The organism is Sorangiineae bacterium MSr11367, assembly GCA_037157805.1.
Lineage (GTDB): Bacteria > Myxococcota_A > Polyangia > Polyangiales > Polyangiaceae > Pendulispora > Pendulispora rubella.
On sequence record CP089983.1, the window covers coordinates 8,475,241 to 8,494,397 of the forward strand.

The following is a 19,157-nucleotide window of genomic DNA, read 5'->3' on the forward strand; positions in this document are numbered from 1 at the left end:
GATGACTACGAGCTGCGTTCCGCCTCCCGATGTGCGCAGTGAGATCGTCGGCGCACTCGATGTGAACGCAGCCGTGCGTCTCCTGGAGGAAATCGAACAATTGCCCGCTGGCGCGACGGGCGCTCTGCTCGTCGCGTCGTCGAGCGGGCCGGCCGGCAGCGTCTTCGTGGAGAACGGACGCGTATGCTGGGCGGTCGCGACGGGCATGCGTCGCCGGTTGACCGACCTTCTTCGCCATCAAACCGATCCCCCGTTGGAGCCGGCGGTGGTCGAAGACGTTTACCGCGCATGCATGCAAGGCGGCGGATTGCTCGGCGAGGAGCTGGTGAACCGCGGGATCGTGTCGAGCGATGGCCTTCGACGGGCCCTTCGCCAGCACACCAGCGAAGCGATGATGCTCCTCAGCCGGGCACGCGACGAGCAGCGGCCGGACGCGTGGGTCACCCACCGGCGGCGCCAATACAGTGCAAAGTACACATTTCTTCCGTCGGAGATCCTCGTGGGCATTGCCCGGCAGCGCGTGGGCCCGGGCCCGCTCGATGCCCACGCGCACCTCGAGGGCATCTTGAACGGAAGCGGCGGCGGCGCGGCTTTCATGCGCGCGGCCGGCCTCGCGCTACCGCTTCCCGTCGCGACGTACAACGAGTCCTTGCTTGGCGTCCGCCTGATCGTCGAGCTCGGGCAATGGGCCATGAGCTCGCTCGACCTCGCCGGTGTGTTCTGCTCCCGTCGCCAGCTGGTGACGGCGAGCGCCCCCCACGGTGCGAGCTTCATGGCATGGGAGCACGGTGGTTTGGTGTTCGTCGCGCTTTGCCCGGAGCGAACGACGTTCGCGCGCGCACTCATGAAGAGCTTCGCGCAAGCACCCGGGCCGTAGGAAGGATCGCCTTGGCTATTTTCGATCGGGATGTCGGACGCGTCGTCGTACGTGTGGTCTACACGGGGCCGCCGGGCGCCGGCAAGTCGACGAACGTGCGCATGCTCGCCGATTCGCTGCGGGCACGGCGGCACGGCGAGATGATCTCACCGGGCTCGAACGATGCGGGCACCGAGTTTTTCGACTGGCTCGAAATCGACGGCGGGCTCGTTCTGGGCCATCCCATCCATTGCCAGCTGGTCACCACCCCCGGTGCATCGGCGCTGGGCAAACGCCGGCAGCTCGTCATCGAAAGCGCGGACGCGCTCGTGCTGGTGCTCGAGGCGAGCGTGCAAGGCGTGGCGGAGGGTCGCGCCTTCCTCGAAAAGCATTCGCTGCGGGGCTCGGGCACGCCGCTGGTCGTGCAGATGAACGAGCACGATTCCGAGGGCACGCTGGATCTGGGCGAGGTGCGGCTGCGGCTCGAGCTCGACGAATCGGTGTCCATCGTCGCGGCCCGCGCGCGCGAAGGAATGGGCGTGCGCGAGACGGTGGTGCTGGCCATGCGCCACGCGGCCGTGCTTGCGCAGTCGGCCGTGCTCGCGCGCGGAGGCATCGAGGGTATCTCGGCCACCGCCGAAACGGCGGCCATGCTCCACGGCCGCCTGCAGGGCTTGGGCGAGAGCATCCCACCGCCGCGGCCGCCGGACGTTCCACTTCCCTCGCCCGAGGTTGGCGTCGGCGGCATCTGGCCGTCCACCACCGGTCGCGACATCGTGCGGCGCGCGCTCGCCGCCGGCGTGTGCGTGCAGCGCCACGATCTGGTGGGCCAGCACGGCTTGGCCGACGGCAGCGGCGCGAGCGACACGATCATCCTCCAGGCGGGAAGCTACTGCCTCAAGACCTCGCCGCGACGCCGCTTTCCGACGCTCGAGGCGGCACGGGATGCGCTGGTGCGCTCGGCGCGATTGAAGCGAATGCTCGGGAAGCTCTTGCCCGAGGATACGGTGCTCTGCCTCGCCCCCGATGCCGACGACGGCGCCTGGCTGTGGACGGTCGCCCCCTGGTTGTCGACCTTGCGCTCGCGCATGCTCCGGGGCGACGAGGACGAAGAAGCAGCCCTCGGTGCGCTGCGCGACTTTGCGACCGCGGCGGTGGATTCGATGCTGCTCGCGAGCAGGTACCAGGTCATTCTCGACGTCCACCCGAGCAACTTCGCCTTCGACGGCAAGCACATCGTGTACGTCGACGATGACGTCACCATCGGCGCGAACCATCCCGCCCTTGGCTACGCGCTGATCCAGCGCATCGAAGAGAGCGCCCGCGCGCCCCGGAGGATCCAAGCCTACCTGGACGCTCTCGAACGCGAGATGGCCTCGCGGCTTCACCGCGAGGACATCGAGAAACTGGGACTCCCGCGCGCGCTCGAGGACGTCGTGATTCGTGTGCCGTCCGCGCGCGAATCGGTCGAACGCCTGCGAGCCATTGTCGGCGCGAAGACGTGAGGACGATCATGGACCAGGAACCGCTCTACGAATTGAAGGACGCAGGACTGTGCACCGGCGAACGCGCGCTTTTGCGCGGTGCGAATCTTCGCTTGCGCGACCGCGCCGTCACGGTCATCGTCGGGCCGGCGGGCGTGGGCAAAAGCTCGCTGGTCAGCACGCTCGCGGGACGCCCGCCACCGGGCATCGCCCCCACGGGCATGTGGCGCCACCGCGGAGCGGATCTATGCGATAGCCTGGTCCGTGCGAACCTCGACGTGCTTTGGTCACCGCAACGAGGGCGCTCCGACGAGACACCTTGCCGGCCGGCCGCGCTCGGACACGACGCCATCGAGGCCGCCGGCGGGCGCCTGCTGCTCCTCGACGAGCCCGTCGTTCGCACGGAGGAACGCGAAGCCTTCGCGACGGCCTTGCGGCGCCATGCGGAATCCGGCGCCGCCATCGTGGTCACCCACGATTTGCAGCTTGCACGCACCATTGCGGACGACGTTTGCCTCGTCTGTGCGGGGCGCATCGAGGCCGCGTGTTCGGCGACCGAGTTCTTCGAAACGCCGCCCACCGTTTTGTGCGCGCGCTTCGTGCGCATGGGAAATTGCTGGCCGTCGCAGCCCGCCCCGCCGCTGCCGAATCATTTTCGCTGGGTGCTCCCGGGAAAGCTGTCCGGCATGGGCCGCCCCGGATTGCTCGGCGAGGAGGACGACGACCTCGCGGCCATCGCCAATGCAGGCATCGGCTACCTGGTCTCGCTCACCGAGGACCCATTCTCGCCCGCGAAGCTTCGCGCGATGGGCATCACCGGCCGGCACTTTCCCATCACCGACATGGGCATCCCCGCCCTCGGGCCCACGGCCCATCTTTGCCGCTCGATCCAGCGATGGATGGATGGCAACGAGCGCGTCACCGTGCACTGCCACGCCGGTCTCGGACGCACGGGAACCATCTTGGCAGCGACCCTCGTCTGGCTGGGACAATCGGCCGACGATGCCTTGGCGAACGTTCGTGCCGCACAACCCATGTACGTGCAAACGCTCGCCCAGCGCGACTTCGTGCGGCGATTCGCCGAAGCCATCCGCTGACCGGATCATCGGGCGAGATACACCGCGGTGGACTTCATTCCGTAGAAATTCTGCGCCGGACGTGTGTCGCTGGTGCCCGAGCACTGGATCGACATCGTGATCGACTTCTTGGGCGCGAGCGTCGCGCCGCTGATGCGCGTTCGCACGTAGCCTGCGACGGTTTGCACGTTGGACAAGTTGCCCGCCGGGCAGATGGCCACGTCGAACACCGGCAGCTCCACGTCGATCCCACTGGGGGCCAGCGCCAGGGCCGACAAGATGAGTTGAACCATCGTGCCCGACAAATTGTTGCCATTGGAAATGGCAATTTGCGTTTTCGTCGACGTGGACCTACACGCATTGGCGGAGCAGCTGCACGAGAAAAGCGGCAGCTGTACGTGCAGCAGCGCATTCAGGGTGCAGAACAGCGCGCACTCCAGATCGGGGGTATTCGGCACCTGCAGCGTCAAAAGGGTAAATGCCGCATTGTTGCCATTGGAATTGAAGGTGAGCGACGCTCCGCAGTTCAGGTTCCCGAGCGAATCGAAAATGCTGCAACTCGGCAGGGCCACCACGAAGCCACACGTCGAACTGGGACCGCCGCCAACGGCGACGGCCTGGGCCGTGACGTCTTGCGAACCGATGCCCAGGAGCTGGGCGAAATACATATCGATGGCATTGCCTTTCGCCGCCGTGCGCCGGGCAGTCACCCGCACGGCATTCACGGCGTAGGGAGGCAACAAGGTCGGCGTGAATGTCCGGTTGTCGAGGTCCCAGCGACCGAGTGTGACGTCGGCAGGGTCGATGTTGGCATACGTACCATTGGCTTGATTGGCGTCGCCATAGGTGCGGGCCGCACTGAGGGCAAAGGGGTATTGCGTGGCGAGCCCATTGAGATCGCGAACCCCGGCAAGCGCCGCGGAATCTGCGGCATTCTGGAGTTCGCTGCGCACGAGCCATAGGTGTCCCACGTCGACGGCCAGCGCGACGAAGGCACCGAGAACGAAGACCAACACGAGCGCGAACCACACCGAAATGGCCCCGCGCTGGCGTGCCCGCCTTCGCACCCGGCCGCTCATCGCGACGGCTCCTGCGCCGGTGGGGCCGCGCCCGTCCCCGCCGCGGGCGGCGACACCACGAGAACCGAATCGCGAGGGGCGGTGCCCATGGCGGCGGGGGCCAGCGATTTCGACAGGGAGCGCGCAATCGTCGCGGCCTCCTCGGGATCGAGCGGCGGATTGGGCCTCTCCCGATTGCCGGCATCGAGATCGATGACCTGCGCGCGAAAGGCCTCGCGGTTGGCCTCCCCGAAGTGAGGACTCATGTGCGTTCGGTCGCATCCACCCGAGCCGAGTGCGATGGCGACCCAGATCCAACGGCGCATCATGGTGACTTCCCTTCCTCCGGGCACGCACGCCGGACGTTCTCGGCGGCCGCCTGGAGCAGAGGATTCACCGTGGCCGCCTCGCGGTAGTGCGCGCATGCCGCGCGCGCATTGCCGGATTGCTCCAAGGCGAATCCCAAATTGTTTTCCGCCTCGTCGGAGCTTCCGCCATGTTCGAATTCGCGCTTGGCACGGTCGAATTGCCGGAGCTTGCCGTAGACGAAACCGAGGTTGTTGCGCATGCGCCGCGAAAACGGCTCGTGGCGCAGTCCCTCCTGGAGAGCCGCTTCCGCCTCCTCGTAGCGTCCGCGCACGAAAAACGCGACCCCCAGGTTGTTCGAATAGGCGCCTTCGTTGGGGGCCAAACCAATGGCTGCCTTGAAATCGACAATCGCCGCATCACCGACGTCGCCACGCACCTCGCGCAAAATGCCCCGCCCGGCGTAGGCCCCAGCATTCTTCGGGTCGAGGCGAATGGCCGTGGCGTACGAGCGCTCCGCCTGCTCGAACAGGCCCTGCTCGCGGTACACCGTTCCAATCAGCGCATGAAGTTCGGGATCGTTCGGGTGCTGCGCAATCAAGTCCAGCAATTGACGGGCTGCCGCCGACCACTCGCGGTGGCCGGCGAGGGCGAAAGCCAGCTCTTTGCGCAGAGCCTGAGCATTGACCGCCATTTTGTCCGCGGGCGGCGTATTCGTCGTGCTTCGCGAGCAGCCGAGCAGCGCCAGAAGAACCACGCCGAGCCAGCGACCATCGAGCCTTCGTTTCATCGGATGTACCCCACTTGTCCAGCCGGCCCACCCAAGTGGTGCCCGGGCACCGAAATGGCTTCGCCGCGGGAAGGAGGGTGGCTCGGACTCTGCGAGGTGCGCCCGAGCACGAAGAGGGAAAAGTCGTCGGGGTCGTTGACCTCGTGGCCGCCGGGCATCACGGGTGCCATGCGCGCGCCGAGGGGTTGCACCAAATGCGCGGTGATGACGACGAGCAACTCCGTCTCGTCACGCCGGAAATTCGACGAGCGAAAGAGGCTCCCGAGCACGGGAAGATCGCCGAGCCAAGGAACTTTGGCCACGGAGTTGCGCGAGCGATCGGTGAGAAGTCCGGCAATCGCGAAGCTCTGTCCATCGCGCATGCGCACGGTGGTGTCGCTCTGGCGGGAGCTCAGGCCGGGCACGGTAAAGCCGCCGATTTGCACACCCACGGCGGGATCGATCTCGGAGACCTCGGTGGCGAGCTTCAGATTGATGAGCCCGTCGGAAAGTACCGTGGGGGTGAAGACCAGTTGAATACCGAACTTCTTGTACGTCACCTGCACGGTTCCGAATCCCGTTGCCAGCGGAATGGGGAATTCGCCGCCCGCGAGAAAACGAGCTTCCTGTCCGGTCATCGAAACCAATGTCGGTTCGGCGAGGGTCTTGGCCAGGGAGTTCTGCTCGAGTAGTTGCAGCACCGCAGAAAAAGGGAACTGGGACAATCCCGAGAAGAAGAGCGAAAACGCATCGGCGCGCCCGCCGGGGTACACGGCGGGAACCCCAGGGACGTTGGCGCCCGGCACGAGATTCGGCGCCGCATTGGCGAAGCCGCCGAGCGGCTGCGCAGGGCCCACCAGGCCGCCCACGCGGTCGCCGTTGTTGTGGAAAAAGCTGAACCCCACCTCGCGCAACCCGGTGCGTGACACCTCCGAGAATTTCACCTCGAGCTGCACCTGGTGGTTGCCGCGCACCTTGATCTGATTGGCAATCTTCTGCGCATGCAGTCGGCCCACGGCGAGGGCCCGCTCCGGAATGCGGATGTCCGAGACCTCGCCCGAGAGCACGACCAGATCGCCGGCCGACGACGCCGTGATGTCCTCGGTGGGAAAGAGCTCCTTGAGCTGCTTTTGCAGCCCATCGAGGTTGCGCGACACATGGAGCGAAAGCACCAGCGGCACGTCGCCTTTGTCCCAAACGGTGAGGTAGGTATCGCCCACGCTTTTCGCCGTGAGCAATAGCTGCGTGTTGGTAATGACCTTGAGATCGGCCACATCGGGGTTGGCGACGGAAACGCGCCCCAGCGCCGACGACGTCTCCAGGAGGCGATTTTGCCCCACCTCCAGGGAGAGCTCGCGCGACGAGGTCATCTCACGGCTGATGCGGAGTGCCGGCTGCTCGGCCATCGCCGGACAGGACCATAGGATGGCCGCGCACACGGCGGCGAAGATGGGCGCTCTCACAGGGCCCATCGCGCTTCGTAGAGGAGTACCCACATGGCCGCCGCGGTAAGTGCGAATCCGAACGGGATGACCCGCGCGTCGTCGAGTTCTTGCGGTGAAAGGAAAAAGGAACCGGTGCGCGCGAAGGTGGCGATGTTCCTACGCACCTCCGCACGATGCTCCCGCGGGAGACGCACCAGGACGGCGCATGCCAAGAAGCCGCCGATGATGGCGCTCATGACGAGGATGCGCACGGCGCCGGCGACGCCGACCCACATGCCAATGGCCGAGAGAAGCTTGACGTCCCGGATGCTGACGAGGCCGCGGTCGCAGGGCCAAACCAGCAGAACGATGCCGGCCGCGGCACCGAACAGCGACGCCACGGCTCCACGGTGGCCGCCGGCGAGCGCCGCATGCGCGAGCCCTGCAGCCATGATGACGAACAGGAGACCGTTAGGAATTTTGCGATATCGAAAGTCCCAAAGAGCGACAGCGATAATTCCGCAACAGAGGGTGGCAATGAGAATCCCGTTTGGAGCTGGGGTGTGCATGCTTTTTCCGAGCGAAGGCATCGCAATTCGAGTGCCACGTTCCGGCGCGAAAAAGGGCCCGGCACGAGCGTGCCTGCATCGAGGGATTCGATGGGCGCAAGGGGCGCGGTGGTAATGCTCACATCCGTGCTGGTCACTCGATATTCCGACGCGAGGATCCATCCTCCGAGGGGTGGCGCGCACTATCCGCAGGAGCAGGCGGTGGCGAGCTTTTTGTAGATGCTCTCCATCGTGATGGAAGTGACATGGCGCTACGGTGAATCGCAGTTTCCAGGCTTCGAAGCCGATGCGCGTGCATTGGCCAAGATGCACGCGAGCGTGGGTCAGGCGAGCGGTTTCGGAGCCCGTGCGTTCGAGCCATTCGAAGCACGACTCGCGCAGGCGCGGACCTACTTCGAGGACAAGCCCTCACGCGGTACGGAGAAAGCCGCGGAGTGCTTTCTGCGCAACTATGATTTGATCCGCGGGGCGGCCCGGCAGGTGGCTGCGGAGCTACCGCGCGAGCTCGCCGACCGGCTCCCGCGACTGACGTACGACGGCGAGCCAGGCTGGGTGCGCGTCGAGGTGCTGGCCACGGCGTACGTGGTCGCCGCCCAGGTGGAGGTGGAGCCGGGCCCGCTGGGGCGCTTCGTGCGGGCGTACCAAGACGTGGAGCCGCTCACCGGCGTCGAGCTATGGGCATTGCCGACGATGCTGCGGCACGCGGTGCTTCGAGCGCTGGTGAGCTTTCTTCGTCAGATGCGGGCCATCGAGTCGGACACGGACGGCGAGCCGGCGGTCGGGATGGTGTCGTTGCTGCCCGCGCGGGGTGTGGAGTTTTGCGTGCGCGCGCTGCTGCGCCTCGCCGAGATCGACTGGCGGTCCTTCTTCGAAACGACGAGCCCCGTGGAATCAATCCTGCGGAAAGATCCTGCCTACGCCCCATTGGACTTCGCGGCGCGCCACGCCTGCCGCCAGGCCGTCGAGGACCTTGCCTGGGATACGGGGTGGAGCGAAGAGCAGGTCGCCGAACGGGCCGTCCTCCTCGGCGTGGTTGCGCGTTTGGACGGCGACGGTCGCGCCACCTTGGAGCGATGCACCGACTATCACCCGCCCGCCGTGGAGCGCGTTCGACGCGAGCTCTCCGCCCGCCCGCGGCTGACGGATCTAGGCTCCTTCAGCGTGCTCACGGCCATTCCGCTCCTCGCCGTGGCGAGCCTCATCGCGCACGCCGGCGGCGAGACGTTCGCCATCGCCATCGGAACCTTGCTCGCGCTTCTACCGACGTCCTTGTTCGGAGCACGCGGAGCCGCTCGAATCGTGGAGAAGATTCAGGCGCGCCCTCAGGGTCTCGTCGTCCGATACACGATGCCGTAGTCACGGATTTGCTTTTTTCCTGGCGACGGATCGACATCGAGCGCCGGCGGCTCACCCGTGTCGTGATCCGAAGCAGAATTTGAACAGGGAGATCGGGAGATCGGGAGGTTCGAGAGAACTAATCCAAAATATCTCCCGATCTCCCGATCTCCCTGTTCAATCCTCAGGTTGCGTACACCAAGTGCTAAGGGCGAACCGCCGGCAGGATGCCGGCCGCTCCATCCTTACGGATCGACATCGAGCGCCGGCGGCTCACCCGTGTCGTGATCCGAAGCAGAATTTGAACAGGGAGATCGGAAGATCGGGAGGTTCGAGAGAACTAATCCAAAATATCTCCCGATCTCCCGATCTCCCTGTTCAATCCTCAGGTTGCGTACACCAAGTGCTAAGGGCGAACCGCCGGCAGGATGCCGGCCGCTCCATCCTTGAAGTGCTCTTTCGAGCTCGGATCGTCACGAAGCCGAGTTCGTGCAATCCAAGCTTCGGTCGTCGCGGCGGGAGTTCAACGCGAGGAATACCCCATCGGGTAACTGCTCCACCGTGGGCTCGGGCGAGACGGCACCTGGGGAGCCGACCCACATCGCATCGGCGTCGTTCGAGAATGCCAGCGCGCGGCCGGATGCATAGGCGTACAAGCTCGCGCCGTTGGAGCAGAGAAATGACAGCGTCCCCAACGACCGCACGCGGTGGAGATCCTCGGTGATGCAGGCCATCGCCGCGCCCCGTGTGCTCGGGGTCTCGATGGCGGGCAGATACGCCATGATGTGCCGAAAAAGAAGCTCGCTGGGGCTCCGAAAGCTACCGCGGCGGGCGAACCACGCGACATCGAGCGCTGCGCAAAGTGCGTCGTTGTCCGCGATCGATCCTTCGTAGACGAACAGCCAGGGGGATGCGCGCATCATGCGGATTTCGCCGTCGGGGGCATTCGTGGCGGCGATGATGACGTGGCCCGTCACCGCACTCGCCGGAAAGGACGAATGGCGAATATCGTCGCTGGAGACGGTCCACTCGCCGCCCCCGCGGCCCACCGCGAGAACGCCGCCGCCTGCGCATACACCGGAGACCGCCCATCGGTCCCTCGCCTCTTCTTGAACGGCGAAGCCCCAGCCATTTTTCGAGCCGGATGCACGGGCAAAGACACTGGATTTGCTCACGAGGCCGATGAGGGACATGGCTCAATAGACTCCCGGGATCAAGCGGTACCGCACGCGCGCGCGGTACCGTGTGTAGCCTTCATCGAGCCCGAGCAGGCGCTCTTCGGATACCAGTCTCGGGATCTGAAGGAGGGTGCAGACCAGATAGAGCGCGCAATTCCACGCGCTGGCATTCATCGATAGAAAAGCAAGATGGCTCAGCATGTACCCCGCGTACATCGGGTGCCGAACGAACCGATAAGGGCCCGCTTCTTTCAAGCCGCGATGGGCCGGAACGCAACCGAAGCTGCGGCCCAAAACCAATTTCGCGTGCAATTGAACGAGCGTTCCCATCATGACGACGAAGGCGGCCACGAACTCCGGAACGAGCGCACGCTCGGGGCATGCACGCACGAGCATGGGTGCCGCGGTGGCGACCATTGCGAGGGCCCAGTCGCCCGGACGCGCGGACACGCGTCGGGTTCGCCGGCGCAGGAGAACGAAGAAGAAGACGAGTCCTTCGGAGGGCAAAAGGAGCAGGTTGCCGAGCCCGAGACCGTCGGCCGAAATGGACTCGACGATGCGCACGACGAGTGCGCCGTAGAGCCCGAGCACGAAAATTCGCTCCGCGAGGTCGAGAAGTCCATGTTTCATTTCATCAGTGCTTCAGAGCAGGGCCGAGCAAGGTGACGATGCGGACGATGGCGGGTCCGAGGATGATGGCGAACAGCGAGGGGAGAATGCACACGATGAGGGGCAGCATCATCTTCACGCTGGCGGTGGCCGCCTTCTCCTCGGCGCGGTGCGAACGCCGCGTGCGCATCGAGGACGCGTGGGTGCGCAGCGCACGGCCGATGGGCGTACCGAACATTTCCGTCTGAATGACGATGGCCGAAAGCGCACGCAGCTCGTCGACGCCGGTGCGCTCGGCGAGCCTGCGGAATGCGTTGGCGCGAGCAACGCCGGCCTGGATTTCCATGGTGGTCTGCCGCAACTCGAAGGAGAGCTCCGGCGCGGAGAGCTCCACCTCTTTCGCGATGCGCGAAAGGGCGACATCCAGGCCGAGGCCCGCTTCCACGCAGGTGACCAGCAGATCGACCGTATCCGCCAGCGAGCGCACCAACGCCGTCTGCCGCGACTGCACGCGACCACGGAGCCACGTGTTGGGCGCATAAAAGCCAACGGACAGCAGCACCACGGCCAGGGCGCGCACCCCGGGCACCGGCTTGGGCAGCATGGAGCTCGCCATGAGCAGCCCTCCGCCGAGGGCCAAGGCCAGGGCGACCTTGGCCCCGAGGAACGTCTCCAGCGCGTGCGCGCCGCGGAAGCCCGCGTGCAGCAGCACCTTGCGCATCCGCGAGGTCTCCTCGGCCTCCTTCGAGCGCGCGATGCCGCCGAGGGGCGCCAGCAGCGCGGCCCATACGGACCGCGTCCTGGTCGTGATCACGGTGGCGTCCGGATCGGGAGCACTGGTCATGCGCTGCGCGCGTTCGAGCACCGCCTCGCGCGGCGCCGTCACCATCGCGCGCACACCGATCACCGCGGCTGCGGAGGCCACACAGGCGAGACCTGCACCGAGAACGACGACGGGATCCATCAGTAGGCCACCTTGGTCAATTGGCGGATCCAAAGGATGCCGCTCACCCAGAGCACGAACCCACAGGCCAAAATGGCGCGACCGAGCCCTTGCCCCAACTCGGAGAGGTAGCCGGGATTCGTGATCGAGAGAAGAAACGCCACCACCACGGGAAGTGCCCCCAGAATGACGCCGGAAATGCGACCTTCCGCCGTGAGGGCGCGCAGCTTCGATTGGAATTTGAACCGATCGCGCATGGTCTCGGCGATGCGCTCCAGCACCTCCACCAGATTTCCGCCGGTCTCGTTCTGAATGCGAATCGCCACGGCCAGCAGCTTCAGATCCAGGCAGCCAGGTACGCGCTCCGTCATGCTGTGCGCCGCGGCGTCGAGCGAGAGGCCGAGGTTCTGCTGCTCGTAGGCTTTGGCGAATTCACTGGCAATCGGCGGCGGGCATTCCTGCGCCACGAACTTGAACGAGACCGGAAGCGCATGCCCCGCTTTGACGGCGCGGGCCATCATTTCCAGGGCGTCGGGGAGTTGCTCGGAGATCTTTTTCGCCCGCTCGGCCCGCGCACGGAGGGCCAGCAAGAGCGGTGACGCCCCGAACAACGGGACGAACACCGCGGCGGCGAAGGTGCGCTGCATCGCCATGGCGAGAACGCCGCCGGCGAGCGCCAGAAGCATCATCCGCAGGAGCACCCCGGCCACGCTCGTCTTCGAATCGCTCTGATCGAGCAGGCGTTCGATCCTTTCGGCGAGGTCGAATCCAGCGAGCAGCTCGTTGAGCCGGTCCGACGAGGCGAGCCTCCGGCGGCGGAGAATCTGTGGCCCCGCATTCGGCGCGCCCACGGTCTGCAGGCGCCGCCGGAGCTCTTCGGCCGAGCGCTCACTCAAATAGCGAACGAAGTAATAGACGGCCTCCGCACCGGTGACGATGCCCAAGAGCAGGACGAGGAACAGCACGCTGGTCATCACCGGCGCACCTGTCGATTATCCATCGGGGTGAAGATCTCGGGCGGAAGGTTGAAGCCTGCGCGCTCGAGCCTTTCGGCACAGCGCGGGCGAATCCCCGTCGAGAAGAAGTCGCCCACCGCACGGCCTTCGGCATCGACGCCGCGCTGACGAAAGACGAAGATGTCCTGCATCTGAATGGTCGTGCCCTCGGTACCGGTGACTTCGGAAATGGCCACGATGCGCCGCTTTCCGTCGCCACCGCGCTGGAGCTGCACGATGAGATCGAGCGCGCGGGCAATCATTTGCGAGACGACTTGCTCGGTGACGTTGAGACCCGACATGCCAATCATGGCCATCATGCGGGTGAGCGCATCGCGCGAGGAGTTGGCGTGGAGCGTGGCCATCGAGCCCTCGTGGCCAGTGTTCATGGCCTGGAGCATGTCGAGGATCTCCACCGAGCGAATTTCGCCCACGATGATGCGATCGGGCCGCATGCGCAGGCTATTTCGAACCAGATCGCGGGTGAGGACTTCCCCCTTGCCTTCGACGTTGGGCGGACGCGTTTCCAGGCGCACCACGTGCGATTGCTGGAGCTGGAGCTCGGCCGCATCCTCGATGGTGACGATGCGCTCGTAATTGGGAATGAACGACGACAGAGCGTTCAGCATCGTCGTCTTGCCGGTTCCGGTTCCGCCGGCGACGAGGACATTGAACTTCGATTTGACGCAGGCCTCCAGAAAGGAGCGCATGGCCGCGGTCATGGCCCCGGTGCGCACGAGATCGTCGGTGCGCAGCGGAGCGCCACCGAAGCGGCGAATGCTCAGGATGGGGCCGTCCACGGCCAGCGGAGGAATGATGGCGTTGACGCGCGACCCATCCGGCAGGCGTGCGTCCACCATGGGCGAGGTCTCGTCCACCCGCCGGCCCACGCGGGAGACGATGCGGTTGATCGTTTGCTGCAGGTGCTCGTTGTCGCGAAAGCGCAGCGGTGTCAGCTCGAGCCGCCCGCCGCGCTCCACGTAAATGGTACCGAACGTGTTGACCAGGATGTCCGATATCGCGGTATCGCGCATCAGGGCTTCGAGCGGGCCCAAACCGAGAATGTCGTCGATCAGCTCGTGAACCATCTTTTCGCGTTCACGGCGGTTCAGCGGGAGGTTCGTGTCGGTGACCATCCGCGCCAGAATGCCGGTGAGCTCCTGGGTGAGCTGCTCGGGGGTCAGACGGCTCAGGGTTTCCAGATCGAGCCGGTCGACGACGCGGGTGTGCAGCTGGGCCTTGAGCCCATAATAGATATCCGGCGCGAGCGCAGGCGCCGCGTCGGGTTGCGAGGCACGTGCGGGTGTCCCGCTAGGTGGCTTCAGGCGTGCGTCGAGCGACATGCGTAATTCCCTTTTCCTCGTGCCGTGAGAAGAACGTCTGCAACAAGCTGCGCGGCTTTTCCGGCGGGGCCCCCGTGAGCTTGCGGGCGAGCTCGCCGAGATCGCGAACGACGGGCGAGCGCGGGGCGACGGATTCGATGGGAAGCCCGCGGTTCAAGGCGGCAACGGCCGCGGCATAGTCGTCGGCCACCGTGCTTCGCACCTCGAGGCCGAGGTTGTCGCAAGCCGCGGCCACGTCGATGGGCGCTTTGGCTTGATACCGATTGATCAGGATTTCGACTTTGTCCTTGTCATAACCGAGCCGCTGGAAGACGGCCAAACTGCGTTTGGCATTCTTGAGTGCAATGACGTCTTGGGTGAGCATCAGCTGGACGCGGCTCGAAGCATCGAGGACGGCGACGGACAGCTCGTCGAATCCGCGCAGGCCATCGCAGATCACGTAATCGAAATGCCGCGAGGCAAACTGCAAAACCTCCGTGGCCTGCGCCGCCGTCACGGCATCGCCGTCCTCGAGCGAATCCGGCTGGGCCAGGACGAACGGCCCCGACGCATGGTGCGCCAGCGACGAGAGCAGCAGATCCCGATCGAGGCGGTGCAGGTTCTTCGCCACGTCGCCGATCGATTCGCGCGGCGCGAGGTCGAGAAAGGCCAGAGCGGCGCCGAGCTGGCGCTCGAAATCGACGATGAGGACACGCGCATCCTGGCGGCTGAGTGCGCACGCCAGGTTCACCGCCACGGTGGTCGCACCGACCCCGCCCTTCACCGGAAATACGGAGAGGATCGTCCCCGTGCGGCTCTCGCGCGAGCCGCGCTGCAAAAGCGTCTTCACCACGGCGGCGAGCTCACGGCCATCGGCGAGGACCACGAATTCGCAGGCGCCCGCGCGCATGGCGCGCAAGATCACGTCGGGATCTTTGGCGTCCGCCACGGCGACGATTTGCACTTGGGCAATCACGCGGCGGACCTCGTCCACGGCGCGAAGGCCGCGGGCGAGATCGTAGGAGAGATCGACGAGGACGATGCGGCTCTTGGACAAAGCCAAGGCGTTCACCTCTTTGCTGAGGAACGCGATGGGCTCGAGCGCGGCGGTCACGGTCGCGTACCGCTCGCGCGTCGCACCGAGCATGACCACGGTCGGACGCTCGCTCATTGGCCCACCTTCTTCTGCTCGACCCGGTCTCCGCGCAGCACTTCCACCACTTCGGTCTTCGCCGGAGCCGCCGCCACGGCGAGAGGCCGCGGCGCGCGGGAAGGACGGTGCGCGTGGGCCACGACGGGGGCCGAGGACGCGGACGCCGTCGGAGCAGGCGCCATCTTCACCGACCCGAGAAGCTCACGCGGAGAGACGCCTGACGTCTCGGCATCGTCCCCATCGGAGGGCGAACGCATGGTGAGCTGCAGCTTCCCCTGGGTCGACGCCAGCGCGAGACGCTCCGCCTCCTCCGGGGATACGAGCAACGTCACGACGGGCACCTGTTCGGGCTTGTCACTCTCCGACGCAAGCCGCTGCCCGACGGCCAGCACGCGAATGCTCTGCAAAACGATCTTGGAGCGAAATTCCGGCTGCCCCGTACCGGTCCACGCCCCCATCGACTCCTGCATGGTGGTGATGACGTCGACGAGATCGCCCGGATGGATGAACCCTCCGACGCCCACGACCTCGTTCACCGGAACGGTCATCGCGCGCATGTTCGCCGGAATGAGCGACGCCATGCCGGGACCGGCCCCTTTGGGCGCAAGGCGCGCCTCCACGATGGGCTCACCCGCGACGATGGCCGCGCCGGTCACGCGATTGGAAAGGGGATCGAGCTGATCGAAGGTTCCACGCGGCTGCGATCCTTCGGGCCAATCGACGACCTTGAGCAGCTCGGGGGTCAACTTCGCCGCGGCGGGGATATCGGCAGCGGCGACGACGACGCGGGTCATGGGAATGGACGGCCCCGAGGCGGCATGGCGTCCGACATAGCGAACGACCATCCACGCCGAGGCGGATCCAGCCAAGAGTGCAATCGCCATGAAGGCGATGGCCCGACCGCGTGTGCCGCGGCTGCGAGGTGGCGCTTTGGCGAGATTGCCCTCCGAAGAATAAATGGCCATGAGCTTTCTCTGAGTCGTTTCAGGGGGAGCCGCGCATCGTGGCGGAGGTGGACACGCGGGCCGTGCCCCCGCCGCTGCCCGGCATGGGAATGAGCGAGAAGCCAGTGAGCTGAGGGAAGTCGAGGATCAGAACGGATTGAAAGCGCGGGCTGCCCGCTACGGTGGTGCACGTGACGTCGATGTTCGGCGCGTAGCCCGAGGGCAAAAGGCCGGAGAGGGCTTGCGCCGCCGCGGTCTCGCCGGTGGTGGTCGCGGTCGAATTGGGGCATGCCCCAGGAATGGTGGTGGCCGTGCGCGCGCCTTCGCGCACGGCATTGGTGCAGGCGAGATCGACGAAGAAGTACCAGCCGTAATCGATGGTTCCCAAGAGAAGGAGGGCAAAGGGAAGAAGCACGAGCGCAAACTCGATGGCCGCAGCGCCGTGCTCCGAGTGGATGCGTTTCATTTACCAGGCTCCCGAAAGGAGAACCCAAGCAGCCGCGCCGGCGAGGGCCACGCCGTAGGGCACGGCCCGCGCGCGGTCGAGATGCTCCACCGAGGGCACGGCGAAGGAAGCGATGTTGCGGCGCACACCCGCGCGCTGCATGCGCGTAAGGTTGAACAGAAAGCCCAGCGCGAGCACGCCGCCCAGAACGGCGCCGATGAGAAGAACGCGCACGGTCTCGGCGGCGCCGATCCATGCGCCAACGGCGCCGAGCAACTTCACGTCGCCGCCGCCGAGGATGCCTCGAGCGAACGGCCATACCAGCAGAGCCACACCCGCCCCCGCGCCGAGCAACGACGCCAGCGCCCCGCGAGGGCCCAACGCCGCCGCCGCGTGGACGATCCCCGCGGCGGCAATGCTCGACACGAGCGTATTTGGAATCGTTCGATAGCGTAAATCGGAAATCGCCGCGGCGGCGAAGCCGACACACAACAGCATCAAAACGGTTCCATTCGGCGCGGGGGCATTCATGGGTTGCCTGCGAGCCGTCGACTAGAGGTGGCTGGCGACGTTGGTGAAGGTCGAGGCCACGCCGGTGCCGACGGCGGTCGCGCCGGCAATGATGACCACCGCGATGAGCGACGCGATCAAACCGTACTCGATGGCCGTTGCACCTTGTTCGCGTTGACGGAGCGCATTGACGAAATTCACGATGTTGTACATTGCGGTACTTCTCCAGGGGGGGGTCCGACGCCAGCGTTTCTGCTCAGCGCCGTCGCATCGCAGTAATCGCAACTCGGATGCCAGGGTCTGGCCTGCTTATCGGCCACCCCCCACGCTGAAAAAGGCGCCACGGCACCAGGCGGGAAAACCCGTACGCGTGGTACCGCGCACATCCGCGGTGGTACGTTTATTCCGCAATTCGAATTACCAGTCAATAAATTGTAATCGACTTAGGGCCGCGTAAATGGATTTACGGGGCCGGCACGACCGCGGTGCATTCGCGCACGCACCAGGTAAACTGGCGGCCATGAACCAGACGGCACAAGAGCTACTTCGCGACGTGGAACGCCAACTCGAGCCGAAAAGCGACGAAAATCGCTTGGTCCCGTCGATTTCCGACGGGCGGGCACCGCGCGCGGTGCTGGCAGCCCTCGCCTGCGAGCAGCACCGCATCATCACCAGCGATTGGCGGAGTTTCCTCTACCTGGCCGCGCGCTCGCCGCATCCTTCCGCCGGGGGATTCTTCACGACGCTCGCCCAGGGCGAGGTGCTGGCACTGGAAGCCCTTTCCGGCTTTGCCGAGGCGTGCGGTGTGGGCGGACGCGCATTGGAGGATTATGCGCCTCGGGCGGGCTGCCAGGCCTATCCGTCTTATCTGGCTTGGCTCGCGCTCAATGCCGAGCCGAGCGATGTGGTGCTCGCGGTGGTGGCGAACTTCCGCGCCTGGGGAAATTACTGCCGCACGGTATCCAAAGCCCTGCGCGAGCATTATGGCTTTGGCGATTCGGGTTGCGCCTTTTTTGATTTCTTCGCGGCCCCGGCACCCGACCTCGAGCGGCAAGCGCTGGCCGTGATCCAATCGGCCATCGACGCAGGCCGCGGTACGGCGCGCGCGTTCGAGTATGGCCGGCTCTTGCAGCGTTACGAGTTGATGTTTTGGAATACCCTGGCTGAACCGTCCTGAGCCGCCTCGAATTTGGCGACCAACGCGGGGTTGCCGAATACAACGATTCGGGAGATGCCGGACGGGCGAAACGTGAGAACGGCAATGCCAAACGGGTGATGCGCACCGTCCTCGCCGCGCCGATAGGCCATGACCGCGGGCTGGCCATTGGCGGCGGTGGGGACCATGCGCCATTCGCCTGGGGCGCCCAGGGCCTGGTGCACGATGAAGGGCGCGCAGGTCTTTTTGCCGGAAAACCACGTTCGGGCGGGGGCCATTTCCAATGTTGCGTCGGCGCACAAGAGCTGCTCGATGGCCGCAGCATCGGCGTTTTCGAATGCGGCCATGTAGCGCTCCAGCAGCGCGCGGGCCTCGGGATGGGCCGGTTCACGAACCTCGTCCGCGGCCGGGGTGAGCTCGTTGATGCGGCTGCGGGCGCGCTGAAGCGTGCTTTTGACCGCCCCCGTCGACATTTCGAGCATTTCGCCGGTTTCTTCGGCGGAAAAGGAGAGAACGTCGCGCAGCAGCAGAATGGCGCGCTGCCGTGGAGGCAGGTGTTGCCAAGTTGCTATTAAGGCGAGGCGCAATCCCTGGCGGGAGGAGAGCATGGCCGCGGGGTCGTCGGAATCCGAGCTCACCCATGCATCGGGAATGGGCTGCACCCAATCGACCTCGGGGCCGGCCATCACGGGAGTTGCCATGGGATCGTCGCCCGGAGCCCCCAAGCCGGATGGCAGTGCGCGGCGCCGCCGCTGCTTCGTGGCGGTGATGCACCCGTTGGTTGCAATTTTGTAAAGCCATGCGCGAAAAGAGGCGCGTTCCTCGAATCCGCCGTAGGCCCGCCAGGCGCGCAGGTACGTCTCCTGGACGACGTCCTCGGCGTCGTCCAGCGAGCCGAGCATGCGGTAACAATGGGCGAGGAGCTCGCGGCGGAATGGCTTGATGCGTTGAACGAAGTCGCCGCTATCCGGTAGAGATTGCTTGCTGGCCATGGGTCCTCGTCGAGAAGACTCCCGCCGGCGCGA

21 protein-coding genes are annotated in these 19,157 nt (G+C 65.7%); 5 read left to right on the top strand and 16 right to left on the bottom strand.

The window, feature by feature from the left end; genetic code table 11:
• The first annotated feature begins 1 nt into the window (after position 1).
• The 3 genes from LVJ94_32760 to LVJ94_32770 are packed head-to-tail and all read left to right on the top strand — an operon-like array spanning position 2 to position 3,437.
• Positions 2–877 carry a hypothetical protein gene (locus LVJ94_32760; protein WXB01676.1) on the top strand — a complete coding sequence of 292 codons (876 nt, stop codon included), beginning with the start codon at positions 2–4 and terminating at the stop codon, positions 875–877.
• An 11-nt stretch (positions 878–888) separates the two neighbouring features.
• Positions 889–2,361 (top strand): GTPase domain-containing protein, encoded by a 1,473-nt coding sequence (locus LVJ94_32765; GenBank protein ID WXB01677.1) that lies wholly within the window; start codon positions 889–891, stop codon positions 2,359–2,361.
• Between the two features lie 8 nt (positions 2,362–2,369).
• Positions 2,370–3,437: a hypothetical protein gene (locus LVJ94_32770; GenBank protein WXB01678.1), complete on the top strand. Its 1,068-nt coding sequence runs from the start codon at positions 2,370–2,372 to the stop codon at positions 3,435–3,437.
• 5 nt (positions 3,438–3,442) lie between these two features.
• Here LVJ94_32770 and LVJ94_32775 read toward each other — a convergent pair whose 3' ends face one another.
• From LVJ94_32775 to LVJ94_32795, 5 genes are read right to left on the bottom strand one after another with little or no spacing between them, the layout of a single operon-like run.
• Complete coding sequence (locus LVJ94_32775) at positions 3,443–4,495, bottom strand: pilus assembly protein TadG-related protein (GenBank protein ID WXB01679.1); 1,053 nt, start codon at positions 4,493–4,495, stop codon at positions 3,443–3,445.
• Positions 4,492–4,803, bottom strand: a complete 312-nt coding sequence (locus LVJ94_32780; GenBank protein WXB01680.1) for a hypothetical protein — start codon at positions 4,801–4,803, stop codon at positions 4,492–4,494. The genes LVJ94_32775 and LVJ94_32780 overlap by 4 nt, the downstream gene beginning before the upstream one ends.
• Positions 4,800–5,570, bottom strand: coding sequence for a tetratricopeptide repeat protein (locus LVJ94_32785; protein ID WXB01681.1), 771 nt, complete (start codon positions 5,568–5,570; stop codon positions 4,800–4,802). Before LVJ94_32785 ends, LVJ94_32780 begins: the two co-directional genes overlap by 4 nt.
• Complete coding sequence (locus tag LVJ94_32790; GenBank protein WXB01682.1) at positions 5,567–7,021, bottom strand: type II and III secretion system protein family protein; 1,455 nt, start codon at positions 7,019–7,021, stop codon at positions 5,567–5,569. The genes LVJ94_32785 and LVJ94_32790 overlap by 4 nt, the downstream gene beginning before the upstream one ends.
• Positions 7,009–7,542, bottom strand: a complete 534-nt coding sequence (locus LVJ94_32795) for an A24 family peptidase (GenBank protein WXB01683.1) — start codon at positions 7,540–7,542, stop codon at positions 7,009–7,011. Before LVJ94_32795 ends, LVJ94_32790 begins: the two co-directional genes overlap by 13 nt.
• A gap of 231 nt (positions 7,543–7,773) precedes the next feature.
• On the opposite strand from LVJ94_32795, the gene LVJ94_32800 reads away from it, so the two are divergent.
• Complete coding sequence (locus tag LVJ94_32800) at positions 7,774–8,898, top strand: hypothetical protein (protein ID WXB01684.1); 1,125 nt, start codon at positions 7,774–7,776, stop codon at positions 8,896–8,898.
• A 452-nt stretch (positions 8,899–9,350) separates the two neighbouring features.
• Here LVJ94_32800 and LVJ94_32805 read toward each other — a convergent pair whose 3' ends face one another.
• From LVJ94_32805 to LVJ94_32850, 10 genes are read right to left on the bottom strand one after another with little or no spacing between them, the layout of a single operon-like run.
• Positions 9,351–10,070 carry a class II glutamine amidotransferase gene (locus LVJ94_32805; GenBank protein WXB01685.1) on the bottom strand — a complete coding sequence of 240 codons (720 nt, stop codon included), beginning with the start codon at positions 10,068–10,070 and terminating at the stop codon, positions 9,351–9,353.
• A 3-nt stretch (positions 10,071–10,073) separates the two neighbouring features.
• Positions 10,074–10,685 carry a hypothetical protein gene (locus tag LVJ94_32810; protein WXB01686.1) on the bottom strand — a complete coding sequence of 204 codons (612 nt, stop codon included), beginning with the start codon at positions 10,683–10,685 and terminating at the stop codon, positions 10,074–10,076.
• Between the two features lie 4 nt (positions 10,686–10,689).
• Complete coding sequence (locus LVJ94_32815) at positions 10,690–11,628, bottom strand: type II secretion system F family protein (protein WXB01687.1); 939 nt, start codon at positions 11,626–11,628, stop codon at positions 10,690–10,692.
• Positions 11,628–12,581 (bottom strand): type II secretion system F family protein, encoded by a 954-nt coding sequence (locus LVJ94_32820; GenBank protein ID WXB01688.1) that lies wholly within the window; start codon positions 12,579–12,581, stop codon positions 11,628–11,630. Before LVJ94_32820 ends, LVJ94_32815 begins: the two co-directional genes overlap by 1 nt.
• Positions 12,581–13,945: a CpaF family protein gene (locus LVJ94_32825; GenBank protein WXB01689.1), complete on the bottom strand. Its 1,365-nt coding sequence runs from the start codon at positions 13,943–13,945 to the stop codon at positions 12,581–12,583. The genes LVJ94_32820 and LVJ94_32825 overlap by 1 nt, the downstream gene beginning before the upstream one ends.
• Entirely contained in the window at positions 13,914–15,095 is a 1,182-nt protein-coding gene (locus tag LVJ94_32830) for an AAA family ATPase (protein WXB01690.1), read from the bottom strand. The genes LVJ94_32825 and LVJ94_32830 overlap by 32 nt, the downstream gene beginning before the upstream one ends.
• A complete protein-coding gene (cpaB, locus tag LVJ94_32835) occupies positions 15,092–16,042 on the bottom strand; it encodes a Flp pilus assembly protein CpaB (protein ID WXB01691.1) in 951 nt (316 codons plus the stop codon). Before cpaB ends, LVJ94_32830 begins: the two co-directional genes overlap by 4 nt.
• Before the next feature lie 19 nt (positions 16,043–16,061).
• The gene (locus LVJ94_32840) at positions 16,062–16,487 is read right to left on the bottom strand and encodes a pilus assembly protein (GenBank protein ID WXB01692.1); all 426 of its coding nucleotides are present in this window, start codon (positions 16,485–16,487) and stop codon (positions 16,062–16,064) included.
• Positions 16,488–16,964 carry a prepilin peptidase gene (locus LVJ94_32845; GenBank protein ID WXB01693.1) on the bottom strand — a complete coding sequence of 159 codons (477 nt, stop codon included), beginning with the start codon at positions 16,962–16,964 and terminating at the stop codon, positions 16,488–16,490.
• A 54-nt stretch (positions 16,965–17,018) separates the two neighbouring features.
• Positions 17,019–17,189 carry a Flp family type IVb pilin gene (locus tag LVJ94_32850; protein ID WXB01694.1) on the bottom strand — a complete coding sequence of 57 codons (171 nt, stop codon included), beginning with the start codon at positions 17,187–17,189 and terminating at the stop codon, positions 17,019–17,021.
• 307 nt (positions 17,190–17,496) lie between these two features.
• Between LVJ94_32850 and LVJ94_32855 the strand changes: the two genes are divergently transcribed.
• On the top strand, positions 17,497–18,153 hold the full coding sequence (locus LVJ94_32855; protein ID WXB01695.1) for a hypothetical protein: 657 nt from the start codon (positions 17,497–17,499) through the stop codon (positions 18,151–18,153).
• Here LVJ94_32855 and LVJ94_32860 read toward each other — a convergent pair.
• On the bottom strand, positions 18,111–19,124 hold the full coding sequence (locus LVJ94_32860) for an RNA polymerase subunit sigma-70 (protein ID WXB01696.1): 1,014 nt from the start codon (positions 19,122–19,124) through the stop codon (positions 18,111–18,113). The two genes, LVJ94_32855 and LVJ94_32860, sit on opposite strands and share 43 nt — an antisense overlap.
• Between the last annotated feature and the right edge of the window lie 33 nt (positions 19,125–19,157).